Origin of the sequence: Streptococcus sp. GMD1S, assembly GCF_000296875.1 — a bacterium.
Lineage (GTDB): Bacteria > Bacillota > Bacilli > Lactobacillales > Streptococcaceae > Streptococcus.
Map to the genome: position 1 here is coordinate 1 of NZ_AJQY01000027.1, position 14,224 is coordinate 14,224.

The 14,224-nt window shown below is 43.6% G+C and carries 13 protein-coding genes and 1 pseudogene; 1 reads left to right on the top strand and 13 read right to left on the bottom strand.

Annotation, left to right across the window (positions count from 1 at the left end; genetic code table 11):
• The 8 genes and pseudogenes from GMD1S_RS04870 to GMD1S_RS04905 form a co-directional block, all read right to left on the bottom strand.
• Positions 1-335, bottom strand: a pseudogene (locus GMD1S_RS04870) (3-phosphoshikimate 1-carboxyvinyltransferase); the annotation flags it as partial.
• 90 nt (positions 336-425) lie between these two features.
• Positions 426-764 carry a YlbF/YmcA family competence regulator gene (locus tag GMD1S_RS04875; RefSeq protein ID WP_000065973.1) on the bottom strand — a complete coding sequence of 113 codons (339 nt, stop codon included), beginning with the start codon at positions 762-764 and terminating at the stop codon, positions 426-428.
• A 10-nt stretch (positions 765-774) separates the two neighbouring features.
• Positions 775-1,878 (bottom strand): prephenate dehydrogenase, encoded by a 1,104-nt coding sequence (locus GMD1S_RS04880; RefSeq protein ID WP_001140471.1) that lies wholly within the window; start codon positions 1,876-1,878, stop codon positions 775-777.
• Positions 1,879-1,887: 9 nt separating this feature from the next.
• Entirely contained in the window at positions 1,888-3,054 is a 1,167-nt protein-coding gene (gene aroC / locus GMD1S_RS04885; protein WP_001269879.1) for a chorismate synthase, read from the bottom strand.
• 9 nt (positions 3,055-3,063) lie between these two features.
• Positions 3,064-4,131, bottom strand: a complete 1,068-nt coding sequence (aroB, locus tag GMD1S_RS04890; RefSeq protein WP_000702153.1) for a 3-dehydroquinate synthase — start codon at positions 4,129-4,131, stop codon at positions 3,064-3,066.
• Positions 4,132-4,149: 18 nt separating this feature from the next.
• A complete protein-coding gene (locus tag GMD1S_RS04895; RefSeq protein WP_000762465.1) occupies positions 4,150-5,004 on the bottom strand; it encodes a shikimate dehydrogenase in 855 nt (284 codons plus the stop codon).
• Positions 4,994-5,671 carry a type I 3-dehydroquinate dehydratase gene (gene aroD / locus GMD1S_RS04900; protein ID WP_000767785.1) on the bottom strand — a complete coding sequence of 226 codons (678 nt, stop codon included), beginning with the start codon at positions 5,669-5,671 and terminating at the stop codon, positions 4,994-4,996. The genes GMD1S_RS04895 and aroD overlap by 11 nt, the downstream gene beginning before the upstream one ends.
• Complete coding sequence (locus GMD1S_RS04905; protein WP_001079993.1) at positions 5,668-6,831, bottom strand: class I SAM-dependent rRNA methyltransferase; 1,164 nt, start codon at positions 6,829-6,831, stop codon at positions 5,668-5,670. Before GMD1S_RS04905 ends, aroD begins: the two co-directional genes overlap by 4 nt.
• Before the next feature lie 269 nt (positions 6,832-7,100).
• Between GMD1S_RS04905 and GMD1S_RS04910 the strand changes: the two genes are divergently transcribed.
• Positions 7,101-8,549, top strand: coding sequence for an alpha-amylase (locus tag GMD1S_RS04910; RefSeq protein ID WP_001181084.1), 1,449 nt, complete (start codon positions 7,101-7,103; stop codon positions 8,547-8,549).
• Positions 8,550-8,635: 86 nt separating this feature from the next.
• Here the strand turns inward: GMD1S_RS04910 and alaS are convergent, their stop codons facing one another.
• From alaS to GMD1S_RS04935, 5 genes are all read right to left on the bottom strand, one after another.
• Positions 8,636-11,254, bottom strand: a complete 2,619-nt coding sequence (alaS, locus tag GMD1S_RS04915; RefSeq protein WP_000811713.1) for an alanine--tRNA ligase — start codon at positions 11,252-11,254, stop codon at positions 8,636-8,638.
• A 21-nt stretch (positions 11,255-11,275) separates the two neighbouring features.
• Positions 11,276-11,761 (bottom strand): LURP-one-related/scramblase family protein, encoded by a 486-nt coding sequence (locus GMD1S_RS04920; RefSeq protein WP_000847088.1) that lies wholly within the window; start codon positions 11,759-11,761, stop codon positions 11,276-11,278.
• Positions 11,762-12,018: 257 nt separating this feature from the next.
• A complete protein-coding gene (locus tag GMD1S_RS04925; RefSeq protein ID WP_000737951.1) occupies positions 12,019-13,089 on the bottom strand; it encodes an ABC transporter substrate-binding protein in 1,071 nt (356 codons plus the stop codon).
• Positions 13,086-13,859 carry an ABC transporter permease gene (locus tag GMD1S_RS04930; RefSeq protein ID WP_000712723.1) on the bottom strand — a complete coding sequence of 258 codons (774 nt, stop codon included), beginning with the start codon at positions 13,857-13,859 and terminating at the stop codon, positions 13,086-13,088. Before GMD1S_RS04930 ends, GMD1S_RS04925 begins: the two co-directional genes overlap by 4 nt.
• The coding region (locus GMD1S_RS04935; protein WP_000320491.1) for an ABC transporter permease at positions 13,856-14,224 on the bottom strand (369 nt) is incomplete at its 5' end. The genes GMD1S_RS04935 and GMD1S_RS04930, both read right to left, overlap by 4 nt.

The window sequence follows — 14,224 nt, forward strand, 5'->3', positions numbered from 1 at the left end:
AACATCTCTACTTCGAAGTCTGCACCAGCAAGTACACCTGAGATCAGGCGAATCGAAGTGCCAGAATTACCCATATCCAAGGCATTTTGCGGAGCTTTTAAGCCATCCATTCCAACACCTTGAATGGTAACAACCCCATATTTGTCCTCAATTTCAACACCAAGGTCACGAAAAACCTGCATGGTTGAAAGTACATCCTCTCCACGCAAAATATCATAAACCTTAGTCTCGCCCTCAGCCAAACTTCCAAAAATAATCGTACGGTGGCTGATAGACTTGTCACCTGGAACCCGGATACTGCCATGTAAGTGGCGAATGTTTGTTTTTAGTTTCATAGTTGACCTCATACTTGCAATACTTTTTCTTATTTTATCACAAAAAAGCCAGAAATTCCTGAAATTTCTGGCTTTTATACAGATAAAATACTATTTCAATAATTCTGAAACAGGTTCAAAGACAATTTTTTCAATGTCCGAAAGATAAATGGACAATTGTTGCTGTTTGGCAAAGAAATCTGACAAAAGAGCGTTCTCTTGGATTTGTTTGCTGAAAGACTGCATCTTTTCTTGGAAAGAGGCGTCTGGCATTTGTCCCGTTTGCGCCATGACTTGGATTTCTTGCTGGAAAGCGAGGTAGTCTGCAAAAATCTTGCTAGCTTGTTCATCAGCTTGGATAGCATCTTTGGCTGCCTTGACCGCCTTGTATTCTGGTAATTCGCGTAACCCGCGACTAAGTTCATTTGCACTATCGTAAATATTTGACATGATTTTCTCCTTATTTGATGACGACTGTGTAGTCCGTATTTTCTGTAATTAAGCGCTCAGCTCGTTCTAAATCTTGAGCATTTTTAAATGAAATTTGGAGAATCCCGTGAACATCCTCACGGTTTTCCTCGTTGATGTGGATATTAACCAAAGAAGTCCCACGAAGTAATTCCAAAATTCGCAAGATGACATCTTCTTCATCGGGAACATCGACATAGAGGTCGTAAGAGCTATCCACACCACCACGCTTATGTATTTCCATGGCCTGACGTTGCGCACGCGCTTGGTTGAAAAAGTTCCAGATTTGCTCTTCATCTCCCCTGCTGATGGCCTGACCAATCGCTTCCAAGCGTTCCTTGAAATCCGCAATTCGCTCTAGAATAGTCTCACGGTTAGACAAGAGAATAGAAGTCCACATACCTGGCTCGCTTTCCGCAATGCGAGTCATATCTCGAAATCCACCCGCCGCAAAGCGTCTTGCCATCTCATGTTCTTGAGCATAAACTGCTGTTTGTTCCATGAGACCTGATGCCAAGATATGGGGAAAATGGCTAATCTGTGAAGTTACTTGATCGTGCTCCTTGGCATCAATTTCAATGAAACGAGCATGGAGGCCTGAAAGTAGGTCCTTCATTTCTGAAAGGGTTTCTGGAGTGGTCAAGCTAGATGGAGTAAAGATATAGTAGGCATTTTCAAAGAGATTAACATCGGCAGAGGCAGCTCCTGTCTTGTGGCTACCAGCCATGGGATGAGCCCCGACAAAACGAATTGACTTGCCAGCCAAATATTCCTCCGCCACTTCCACAATGGCAGCCTTGGTTGAGCCCGCATCCGAGATAATGACGCCTTCTTTCAAGTTCAAACCTGCCAACTCCTGAATAAAAGCAATGGTCTGCTTGATTGGCAAGGTCAAGATGATGACATCTGCCAGAGGAGCAAAACTGGCAAAATCATCCGTCGCACGGTCAATCATCCCCCGCTCCAAGGCAATATCTCTAGAAGCCTGACTGCGATTATAACCTAGAATTTCATAATCAGGATGATCGCGTTTGATACCAAGCGCCATCGAGGCACCAATCAAACCGAGACCTGCGATATAGATGGTTTTTGCCATAGGAACTCCTTAATAGTTCTTTGTATACTCACGGTGTTTGGTTACCGCTTCTTTTAATTCCTCTAGGTTGTCCGATGAAAATTTTTCAAGGATTTCTTGCGCCAGAACCGTTGCTACAACAGCTTCCATGACTACCCCAGCTGCTGGCAGAGCGGTCGGATCACTTCTCTCCACGGTTGCCTTGTAAGGTTCGTGGGTTTCGATATCCACACTCATAAGTGGTTTGTAAAGAGTGGGAATGGGTTTCATAACTCCACGAACAACAATTGGTTGCCCATTGGTCATACCACCTTCAAAACCACCTAGATTATTGGTACGACGAGTATAGCCGTCTTCTTTAGACCAGAGAATTTCATCCATAACTTGGCTGCCTTTGCGGTAACCAGCTTCAAATCCAAGACCAAATTCCACCCCTTTAAAGGCATTGATAGAAACAACTGCTTGGGCCAATCGCGCATCTAATTTTCTGTCCCATTGAACATAGGATCCAAGGCCAACTGGAACACCTCCGACGACTGTCTCCACAACCCCACCAATGGTATCACCGTCACGCTTGATTTGGTCAATATAGTCCTTGATTTCCTGTTCCCGCTCTTGGTTGACAATAGAAACTTCAGACTGGGCAGCTCGTTCCTTAATCTCAGCGACTGTTAGATTTTCAGGTACATCGATTTCCTTACCACCAAAGACCACGACATGGTTGGCAATCTCCATATCTAGCTCAGCTAAGAGACGTTTGGCTACTGCCCCAACAGCCACTCGCATGGTGGTTTCACGGGCAGATGACCTCTCCAAGGAATTTCGCAAATCATCAAAACGGTACTTAATGCCCCCAACTAAATCGGCATGACCTGGGCGAGGATGGGTAATTTTTCTCTTGCTTTTAAGGCGGTCTTCAATGTCCTCAGCAGACATGATATCCAGCCATTTTTGGTGGTCCTTATTGATGACATCCATGGTAATAGGTGCCCCTGTCGTCTTCCCGTGACGAACGCCCGAAGTAAAGACAACCTGGTCACTCTCAATCTTCATACGGCCACCACGACCGTAGCCACCCTGACGGCGTTTAAGGTCTCCATTAATATCCTCTGCTGTCAAAGGAAGTCCAGCTGGAATTCCTTCAATAATAGCCGTCAAACGGGGGCCGTGTGATTCTCCTGCAGTTAAATATCTCATACGTTCTCCTTATTTTACCAAGTAGTCTTTCATCTCTTCCAGAGAAACTGGGTGAATGGTCGCTGAACCAAGCTCTGGAACTAAGACCAATTTCAAGGTGTTTCCACGCGCTTTTTTATCATGAGTCAAAGCTTGATAAAGTTTGTCAACATCCCAGTTTTCATAATCAACAGGCAAGCCAAATTTCTGGCACATCTCTGTAATGGACTGGGTTATTCCTTCTGGCATGAGGCCTTTCCCCTCAGCAACCTTGGAAATCTGAACCATGCCCATAGCCACAGCTTCTCCATGCATGACCTTGCCATAACCGGCAGTTGCTTCAATAGCATGACCAATAGTGTGCCCAAAATTGAGGTAAAGACGAACACCGTTATCCAACTCATCTTCGACCACCATCTTGCGCTTAACCTGACAAGAATGTTCAATCAAAGTCTCTGCATGTTCCAAAATGCTCTCTACAGAACCATCTAGCTCCATCAAGAGAGCCCATAGTTCTGGATCCTCAATCAAGCCGTACTTGATAACCTCGCCCATCCCCTCAATCAGCTCTCTTTTTCCAAGCGTTTCTAGGACAAGCGGGTCAATCAGAACCCCATCTGGTTGGGCAAAAGTTCCCACCATATTTTTAGCAAAAGGAGTATTGACACCCGTCTTTCCACCAATAGACGAATCAACCTGGGCTGTCAAACTAGTCGGAATCTGAACAAAGTGAATGCCCCGCATATAGGTAGAGGCTACAAAACCAGCCAGGTCTCCAACGACACCACCACCAAGAGCCACAATCCCATCGCTACGAGTCAAACCCTGCTTGACTAAAAATTCATAGACTTTCTGTACAGTGGTTAAATTCTTTCTTTCTTCGCCTTCTAAAAAGTCAAAAACAGCTACCTGAAAACCAGCATCTTCTAGGCTGAGTTTAACCTTCTCTGCATAGAGAGAAGCTACATGGTTATCTGTTACGATAACCACTTTTTGAGGTTGCCAGAGTTCTCGCAACCATTGACCTGCTTGCGATAGACAACCTTTTTCAATCTGAATATCATAGGGATGATGCGGAATATCGATTCTGATTTTCATAGTAGGGTCTCCTTTTCATTATTGGTATTTTTCTGTTAAGGACTGCCAAATCTCGTCTGTCGGCATTTCTTTACCTGTCCACAATTGAAAAGCTTCGGCGGCTTGATAGAGCAACATCCCCAGACCATTGACAGCTGGATTGCCCTGGCTTCTAGCCCATTTCAAAAATGGCGTCTCAAAGGGTTGGTAAATGATATCTGCAACCAAGAGAGTCTTTGGCAAATTGATGCTTTCTGGAACTGGGGACGACTGACCGTCCATTCCCACACTAGTCGCATTGACCAGTAAATCCGACTCAGCAATCCTTTCTTGCAAGACAGAAACATCTTCTAAAGCATATAAGTTCACTTTAAAACCTGTTTGCTCCTGCAACTTGTCTAGATAAGGTCTTGTTTTTTCCATAGAAGCTGAACGCACAAAGATAGAAATCTGACTGACGCCATCCAAAATAGCCTGTGCCAAGATTGATTTAGCCGCACCACCTGCCCCCAGAATGGTCATTTTCTTATCCGAGATTGTAAAAGAAGGCAAGCTCTTAAAAAATCCCTTGCCATCTGTATTATATCCAATTAACGTTCTGTCTTGATTAACAACTGTGTTGACTGCCCCAATCAAACGAACCTCATCACTCAACTCATCCAGATAAGGAATCACTTGCTCCTTGTATGGCATAGACAGGTTGATGCCAAACATCTGGTAACGGCGAATATTGGCGACTGTTTCTGCCAAATCACCCGCTTCAATCTCCCAAGCTACATAGGCACCATTAATAGCTGTCGCCTCAAAGGCCCTATTGTGGATAAAGGGTGAAATAGAGTGTTTGATGGGATTGGCAACAACTGCAGCTAAACGTGTATAGCCATCAAGCTTCATCCAAAATCTCCCTGATTTTTTTCATGTTTGATAGAGAAATCTGACCTGGGGCACTCGCTTCATCCAGACTAGCAAATGACCAACTCGAACCCGTCACATCTGAAGTAATGCGTGATACCTTGCCCATTTTTCCCATGGAAATGGTCACGTAGTCTTGCTCAGGATTGAGTGTTTTAAATCCTCGTGTGTAGTTCATCAAGTCTAAAACATCCTGCTCCGTATGGGCCATAACTGATACCTTGACCACTTTTGGAGAGAGACTGGTCAACTCAGACAGAATCTCCATCATGTTTTCTGGTGTTTCCTGGAAATTATGGTAACTCAAAACAAGATTTGGAAAATCCAACATTTCCTCAAAAACGTCCTTGTAGCTGAAGTACTCAAAATCCACATAGTCTGGTTGATAGAGTTGAGTGACTTCCTTGATGATTTGAACATACTCCTCAGAAGACAGTTCGATTTCTCCTCCCTCAGAGCGAGTCCGAAGGGTAAAGACCAGTTCGCGGCCTGCGAATTTCTCAAAGATTGCAGGTGCTACCTGTAAAATGGCTTCCTTGGCGAGGAAGTCTGCACGCCACTCGATGATATCGGCATCTTCATACCGTGTGGCATCCAGTTCTTGCACTTCTTCTAAACTTCTTGGCATTACTGAAACGATTAATTTCATTTACTAACCTTCATACTAATCACCTTGAGGTAATTACTGCTTTCATCTTTTTTATTATAGGCAAAGTCTGCTGGAAGACCATATTGGTTTAAAATTTGATATTTTCTTCCTGCAAAACCTTTATCAATTTGTTCTGTAAATTTCTGGCGGGAAACATTGGCAGCATTGGTACTGGCAATGATAATGCCTCCCGGATTTAAAATCTCTAGACTCTGGGAAATCAGCTTGTGATAGTCCTTAGCCACAGAAAATGTTTGTTTTTTATTGCGAGCAAAGCTCGGCGGATCCAGTACAATTACATCGTAGGTCAAGCTCTTTCGCTTGGCATACTTGAAGTAGTCAAAGACATCCATGACGATAAAACGATGGTTGTCTGTGCCGAGTCCATTTGCCTGAAAATGAGCTTCTGACAGCTCTCTCGACCGTTTTGCCAAGTCGACAGAAGTCGTTTCACTCGCGCCTCCCATAGCTGCAGCAACTGAAAAGGCAGCCGTATAGGAAAACATATTGAGTAAGGATTTGCCCATGGCTAGACCGTCTACCAGACTCCCACGAACATCGTGCTGATCCAGAAAAATACCTGTCATCAAGCCATCATTCATAAAAACCTGATAGAGTACACCATTTTCAAGAACAGTAAAGTAGTCTGGCGCTTTTTCACCATAGACATGAGCAGACTCGTAATCTAGACCTTTAAATCGAATCTTTTTATATACTCCCAAAATCTCAGGAAAGACTTCCTTAAAAGCCTTTACTATCAGCTCACGAATCTGGTAAACAAAGGAGTTGTACCAAGAAAAGACCACATAACCTCCGTAGAGATCAACAGTCAGACCACCAAAACCATCTCCCTCTTGGTTAAAAAGGCGAAAGGCAGTAGTCAAGTCATCTTGATAATAAGGCTTTCTAGCTTCCTTGGCCTTACGAAACAGAATTTCAAAAAAGGCTTGATTGAAAACAACCTTTTCCTTGCTGACCAACCAACCGATTCCCTTATTCTGCTGGGAAAGATAGGCGCTCCCTAAAAACTTTCCGTCTTGACTAAGAACTTCTACTTCCTGATCCGTCAGTTCAATATCTGTTAAATCGCTTGCTTCCAAAAGAACTAGACCCTTAGCTAGCTTTTTTTCAACACGTCTGCTGACCCTAATTCTATTCATAGCTACTATTATAGCAAATTTTGTGACAATTCTCAAAATAGAAAGCGTTTGTCCATTTTTACTTTAGTTTACTAAGTGTCATTTTTGTTAAAAAAAGTTTAGTCAATTCATTTTTTCTAATCCTTCTTTCCTAAACAATGAAAAATAATGGGAAATTTCAAAAAATAGACATTTCTAGAAATGAGTATAGAATTTTTACGCAAACGTTTGCGTAGTTCTGGACTTTATGGTAGAATATAACACATCATTGATAAGTAAGAGGAAAAACAATGCAAAATCAGACACTTATGCAATACTTTGAATGGTATTTGCCTCACGACGGCCAACACTGGACGCGACTGACAAATGACGCAGAGCACCTAGCAAACCTTGGCATCAGCCATGTCTGGATGCCACCTGCCTTCAAGGCAACCAACGAAAAAGATGTCGGCTATGGTGTTTACGATCTTTTTGACCTAGGTGAATTTCACCAAAAAGGGACTGTCCGTACCAAGTATGGGTTTAAAGAAGATTATCTTCAAGCCATTCAAGCCCTAAAGGCGCAGGGAATTCAACCTATGGCCGATGTGGTGCTCAATCACAAGGCTGCTGCCGATCATATGGAAGCCTTTCAGGTTATTGAAGTGGACCCTGAGGACCGTACCGTTCAATTAAGCGAGCCCTTTACTATCAATGGCTGGACTCACTTTACTTTCGATGGTCGCCAAGATACCTACAATGACTTCCACTGGCACTGGTACCACTTTACAGGTACAGACTACGATGCCAAACGCCGTAAGTCTGGCATTTACCTGATCCAAGGAGACAATAAAGGTTGGGCAAATGAGGAATTGGTCGATAACGAAAACGGCAACTACGACTACCTCATGTACGCTGACCTGGACTTTAAGCACCCTGAAGTCATCCAAAACATCTATGACTGGGCTGACTGGTTCATGGAAACGACTGGAGTGGCAGGTTTCCGCTTGGATGCCGTTAAGCACATCGACTCCTTCTTTATGGGCAATTTCATCCGTGATATGAAGGAAAAATACGGTCAAGATTTCTATGTTTTCGGAGAATTTTGGAATCCAGACAAGGAAGCCAATCTAGACTATCTCGAGAAAACAGAAGAACGCTTTGATCTTGTCGATGTTCGTCTCCACCAGAACCTCTTTGAAGCCAGTCAAGCTGGAGCAAGTTACGACCTTCGTAACATTTTCACAGATAGCTTGGTTGAACTCAAGCCTGACAAAGCAGTCACTTTCGTTGACAACCATGATACCCAACGAGGACAAGCCCTTGAGTCTACTGTTGAAGAATGGTTCAAGCCAGCAGCCTATGCCCTCATTCTATTACGCCAAGATGGTCTTCCATGTGTCTTTTACGGAGACTATTACGGCATTTCAGGGCAATTTGCTCAACAAGATTTCAGAGAAGTTCTTGACCGTCTCCTAGCCATCCGAAAAGACAGGGCATATGGGGAGCAAACAGACTACTTTGACGATGCCAACTGTATCGGTTGGGTTCGTTCAGGTGCTGAACATCAATCTCCAATCGCTGTCCTCATCTCAAATGACCAAGAAAACAGCAAATCTATGTTTGTCGGGCAAGAATGGGCTGACCAAACCTTTGTTGACCTCCTTGAAAATCATCCAGCACAAGTTACAATCAACGCTGAAGGTTATGGAGAATTTCCAGTAGCAGCGGGTTCAGTCAGTGTTTGGGCAACAAAATAAACCTATCAGTTACAAGTCAAATCCAAGCGGATTTGGCTTTTTAAGTAGGCAAAAAGACCTACCCAAATGGATAGATCTTTATTGTCTTACAATTTACCTGCTACTGCATCCAAGAGTTCTTGAATTTTCGCTTGGTTGCTTCCTCCTGCCATAGCCATGTCTGGTTTACCACCACCACGTCCATCGACGATTGGAGCCAATTCTTTAACCAAGTTTCCTGCGTGTACATCTTTAGTCTTGCTTGCTACGAGGACATTGACCTTGTAACCAATAGCGGCAACTAGGACAAGCACATCAGAGTAGTCTTTTTGTTTCCAGTTATCCGCAAAGGTACGAAGGGCACTTGCATCTGATACAGAAACTTGGCTTGCAATGTAACGGTGTCCGTTGACTTCCTTCACATCCTTAAAGACATCACCTGCCGCTGCAGCTGCTGCTTTTTCCTTCAATTCTGCATTTTCTTTTTGCAATTGACGGAGTTGCTCTTGAAGGCCTTCAACCTTGTGAGGTACTTCCTTGAGTTGAGGTGCTTTAAGAGTTGATGCAACAGCTTTAAGAGCGTCTTCTTGTTCACGGTAGGCTTCAAAGGCTTCTTTACCAGTCACTGCCAAGATACGACGAGTTCCTGAACCAATCCCTTCTTCTTTGACAATCTTGAAGAGACCGATTTCAGAAGTATTGCCAACGTGGGTACCACCACAGAGTTCCACTGAGTAGTCACCGATGGTCACAACACGAACTTCCTTACCGTATTTCTCACCAAAGAGGGCCATAGCTCCCATTTCTTTAGCCGTGTCAATATCTGTCTCAACAGTTTCTACAGCAATTGCTTCCCAAATTTTCTCATTAACTTGCTGTTCAATGGCGCGCAACTCTTCAGGAGTCACAGCTTGGAAGTGAGTAAAGTCAAAGCGAAGAAATTCTACTTCGTTCAGAGATCCTGCTTGTGTCGCATGGTGGCCAAGGATATTGTGAAGAGCCGCATGGAGCAAGTGAGTCGCTGTGTGGTTTTTCATGACACGGTGACGGCGATTAGTATCGATTGCCAAGGTATATTCTTGATTCAAAGCAAGTGGTGCAAGAACTTCGACAGTATGAAGAGCTTGTCCGTTTGGTGCTTTTTGCACGTCCGTTACAGTCGCTACGACATTTCCTTTAGCATCCAAGATTTGACCGTGGTCAGCTACTTGTCCACCCATTTCAGCGTAGAATGGTGTTTCCGCAAAGATAAGAGAGGCAGTTCCTTCTGAAACAACGTTTACTTCTGCATTGTCCGCTACGATAGCAACAAGTCTACTAGCTAGTTTTTCTTTTTTGTAGTTAAATCGGCTTTCCACTGTAATGTTTTGAAGGGTTTCATTTTGCATTCCCATTGAGCCGCCTTTGACAGCTGACGCACGCGCACGTTCTTGCTGTTCTTTCATGGCTGCTTCAAAACCTTCACGGTCTACAGTCATCCCTGCTTCTTCAGCGATTTCTTCTGTCAATTCAACTGGGAATCCATATGTATCGTAAAGTTTGAAGACATCTTGCCCAGCGATAACGTTTTGACCTTTCGCTTTCAAATCAGCTACAATAGTTTCTGCAAAGTGTTGACCTGAGTGAAGGGTACGAGCAAATGACTCTTCCTCGCTCTTGACAATTTTCTCGATAAAGTCACGTTTTTCAAGCACTTCTGGGTAGTAGCTTTCCATGATTTTTCCAACAGTTGGAACGAGTTTGTAAAGGAAAGGCTCGTTGATACCCAATTTTTGACCGTGCATAGAAGCACGACGGAGGAGACGACGAAGGACATAACCACGGCCTTCATTTCCTGGAAGAGCACCATCACCGATGGCAAATGAAAGGGAACGGATGTGGTCAGCGATGACCTTGAAGCTCATGTTATCGCCATCTTGGTCGTAGACCTTACCTGACAATTTCTCAACTTCACGGATAATCGGCATGAAGAGGTCCGTTTCAAAGTTTGTCTTAGCCCCTTGGATAACAGCCACCAAACGCTCCAAACCAGCGCCCGTATCAATGTTCTTGTGTGGCAATTCTTTGTATTCGCTACGAGGAACAGCAGGATCAGCGTTAAATTGTGACAAAACGATATTCCAGATTTCGATGTAACGGTCGTTTTCGATATCTTCTGCAAGCAGACGAAGACCAATATTTTCTGGGTCAAATGCTTCTCCACGGTCAAAGAAGATTTCTGTATCAGGTCCAGAAGGTCCAGCACCGATTTCCCAGAAGTTGTCTTCGATTGGGATCAAGTGGCTTGGGTCCACTCCTACTTCAATCCAGCGGTTATAAGAATCCTTATCGTCTGGATAGTAGGTCATATAAAGTTTTTCAGCTGGGAAATCAAACCATTCTGGGCTTGTCAAGAGCTCATAAGCCCAAGTGATGGCTTCATCACGGAAATAATCACCAATAGAGAAGTTCCCCAACATTTCAAACATAGTATGGTGGCGCGCAGTCTTCCCTACGTTTTCAATATCGTTAGTACGGATAGCTTTTTGCGCATTGGTAATACGTGGATTTTCAGGGATAATGGTTCCGTCAAAGTATTTCTTAAGGGTTGCTACCCCAGAGTTAATCCACAAAAGAGTTGGGTCATTTACAGGAACCAAGCTGACTGATGGTTCGACAGAGTGGCCTTTACTTGCCCAGAAATCAAGCCACATTTGGCGAACTTGAGCACTAGATAGTTGTTTCATAATATCTCCTTATTTACTTGTTTAATTTGATTGGCTTTCCAGCATCTCCACATAGTCAATCGCGACACAAAGGGAAACGACTAGGTCTGCATACGAGTCTTCATAGACGGTTACGGTGTAAGTCGAGGTTAAATGAAAAATCTCTTTCCGAATCTCAGCAATCACTTGGTCACGATCATCTAGCAATTTGAAATTTAAATCCCAGATATTACCCTCGATACGAAGCCCGAGATTATCAAACTCATACTTATCTCGCCAGAAGGTCAACTTCTTACGAATAACGAAATTGGAACCATTTCGTAGCTGAATAGTAAATCGAGGAAGCAAAGTGAAAAATTCTTTACTAATTTCACTGACTTGCTCACCATAGGCGTCATAGATGGTAAAGGTCTTAGGAATTTGGAAGAAAGAGCCTTCCACCTGATAGTTCACTACTCCCCTATCATCTTTGATATCGAAGCGTTCGCCCCCAAGACGAAACTTTTGTTTCACGAGAAATGTCTTCATAAACACCTCCAAAAATCAAAAGACAAGTCCATATCACGAAGGGCGAAAAACCGCGGTACCACCTTCATTCAATGAACTTGTCATTCTCTTATTCTTATGCAATTGTCTGATTGAGTAGCATGATTTCCTACCTTAGATGGCTCGCAGCACCGCCAATTCTCTGGACTAAGATAACTGAAAATCAATTCTCAACTTTTTTATTATATCGTTTTTTGGGTTCTGCGTCAACTAGGAAAACTGACAAGAAAGCATATCTCCTACTTCCGGTACATTTTAAACTGGAGGAAGAGGTCACTATATTTTCCTGTCCATTTATGGTCAAATTTCTCATAAACTTCCAAGTGTTTCATAGTATCAGCGTCTGGATAGAAGGATTTGTCCTCACGAGTCTCCTCTGGGAGCATTTCCTTTGCTGGTAGGTTTGGTGTTGAGTAACCTACATACTCCGCATTTTTCAGAGCATTTTCGGGTTTTAACATAAAGTTGATAAAGGCATAGGCAGCATCCTGGTTTTTCACGGTTTTTGGAATGACCATGTTATCAAACCAGAGATTGCTGGCCTCAGTCGGAACGACATACTTGAGGTTAGGATTTTTCTCCAACATCTGGCTGGCTTCCCCAGAGAAAGTCACACCGATAGCAGCGTTGTTCTGAATCATGTAACCCTTCATCTCATCCGCCACAATGGCCTTGATATTTGGAGTCAATTTGTAGAGCTTATCCACTGTCTCTTCCAACTGCTGAGGATCCTTGGAGTTGAGACTGTAACCAAGTGAGTTAAGCCCGAGTCCCAGCACCTCACGCGCCCCATCAAAGAGCATGATGGAATCCTTGTATTCTGGTTTCCAGAGGTCATCCCAATGCTCAGGCGCCTCCTCTACCATGGTTTCATTGTAAACAATTCCCAAGGTTCCCCAGAAGTACGGGATGGAGAATTTGTTGCCCGGGTCAAAGGACTGGTTGAGGAACTCAGGTCCGATATTTTCGATTCCTTCAATTTTTGAATAATCAAGCGGAACCAAGAGGTCTTCGTCCTTCATCTTGTTGATCATGTATTCACTTGGGATGGCAATATCATAGGTTGTTCCACCCTGCTTGATCTTGGTATACATGGCTTCATTGGAGTCAAAGGTCTCGTACTGTACTTGGATTCCTGTTTCTTCTGTGAATTTCTCCAAGAGTTCTGGATCGATATAGTCCCCCCAGTTGTAGATAACCAATTTCTGACTGTCTCGGCTATTGATTTTACTATCTAGATGAGTCGCAATCCCCCACAAGACAAGGATAATCGCTACAATTCCTGCTAAAAATGAATAGAGTTTTTTCATGCTTGCTCCTCCTTCTCACGTGAGATAAAGTAATAGCCAACAACTAGGATAATACTAAAGAGAAAGACAAGGGCAGACAGGGCATTGATTTCTAGCGAAATTCCCTTACGAGCACGAGAGTAAATCTCGACTGACAGGGTTGAAAAGCCATTTCCCGTCACAAAGAAGGTCACGGCAAAATCATCTAGCGAATAGGTGAAGGCCATGAAATAACCTGCAATGATAGACGGAGTCAGATAAGGTAGCATGATTTCCTTAAACATCTGAAACTGGCTGGCTCCCAAGTCATAGGCCGCATGGATCATGTCATCATTCATTTCCTTGAGACGAGGCAAGACCATCAAGACCACGATAGGGATGGAAAAGGCCACGTGGCTAGATAGAACCGTCAAAAAGCCAAGTGAAAACTTAAGCTGGGTAAAGAGAATCAAGAAACTGGCACCAATCATAACGTCAGGCGCAACCATGAGGATATTATTGAGTGATAAAAAGGCTTCTTGGTATTTCTTACGAGACTGGTAGATATAGATAGCACCGAAAGTCCCGATAATGGTCGCAATCAAGGAAGCTAGAAAGGCCAAGAAAAAGGTTTGAGTGAGGATCAACATGAGACGGCCATCACCAAACATGGTTTTAAAATGGCTCAAGCTAAAGCCGGTAAAACTATTCATATCATCCCCTGCGTTAAAGGCGTAGCCAATCAGGTAAAAAATTGGCAAATAAAGGACGATAAAGACAAAGGCTAGGTAGAGATTGGCAAATTTTTTCATCGTTCTCTCCTTTCCTTGGTCACCCACATGGTGATGAACATGGTCAGGATGAGGATCACACCAATGGTTGAACCCATACCATAGTTATCATTGGTCAGGAAGTTCTGCTCAATAGCCGTTCCCAGCGTGATAACGCGGTTCCCACCGATTAAACGTGTCAGCATGAAGAGACTCAAACTTGGGATAAAGACAGACTGAACCCCACTTCTCACTCCATTCATCGATAGAGGGAAAATGACATGGCGGAAGGTCTCCCACTTGGTCGCACCGAGGTCATAACTGGCATTGATGAGATTGTTGTCCATATCATCCAAGACATTGAAAATCGGCAAAATCATAAAGGGAAGCTCGATGTAGCTTGCGAC

What these genes read in the sequence shown, in the direction of transcription:
- GMD1S_RS04875 (WP_000065973.1), bottom strand. Translation starts at nt 764, where the DNA reads ATGTCAAATATTTACGATAGTGCAAATGAACTTAGTCGCGGGTTACGC.
- GMD1S_RS04880 (WP_001140471.1), bottom strand. Translation starts at nt 1,878, where the DNA reads ATGGCAAAAACCATCTATATCGCAGGTCTCGGTTTGATTGGTGCCTCG.
- aroC (WP_001269879.1), bottom strand. Translation starts at nt 3,054, where the DNA reads ATGAGATATTTAACTGCAGGAGAATCACACGGCCCCCGTTTGACGGCT.
- aroB (WP_000702153.1), bottom strand. Translation starts at nt 4,131, where the DNA reads ATGAAAATCAGAATCGATATTCCGCATCATCCCTATGATATTCAGATT.
- GMD1S_RS04895 (WP_000762465.1), bottom strand. Translation starts at nt 5,004, where the DNA reads ATGAAGCTTGATGGCTATACACGTTTAGCTGCAGTTGTTGCCAATCCC.
- aroD (WP_000767785.1), bottom strand. Translation starts at nt 5,671, where the DNA reads ATGAAATTAATCGTTTCAGTAATGCCAAGAAGTTTAGAAGAAGTGCAA.
- GMD1S_RS04905 (WP_001079993.1), bottom strand. Translation starts at nt 6,831, where the DNA reads ATGAATAGAATTAGGGTCAGCAGACGTGTTGAAAAAAAGCTAGCTAAG.
- GMD1S_RS04910 (WP_001181084.1), top strand. Translation starts at nt 7,101, where the DNA reads ATGCAAAATCAGACACTTATGCAATACTTTGAATGGTATTTGCCTCAC.
- alaS (WP_000811713.1), bottom strand. Translation starts at nt 11,254, where the DNA reads ATGAAACAACTATCTAGTGCTCAAGTTCGCCAAATGTGGCTTGATTTC.
- GMD1S_RS04920 (WP_000847088.1), bottom strand. Translation starts at nt 11,761, where the DNA reads ATGAAGACATTTCTCGTGAAACAAAAGTTTCGTCTTGGGGGCGAACGC.
- GMD1S_RS04925 (WP_000737951.1), bottom strand. Translation starts at nt 13,089, where the DNA reads ATGAAAAAACTCTATTCATTTTTAGCAGGAATTGTAGCGATTATCCTT.
- GMD1S_RS04930 (WP_000712723.1), bottom strand. Translation starts at nt 13,859, where the DNA reads ATGAAAAAATTTGCCAATCTCTACCTAGCCTTTGTCTTTATCGTCCTT.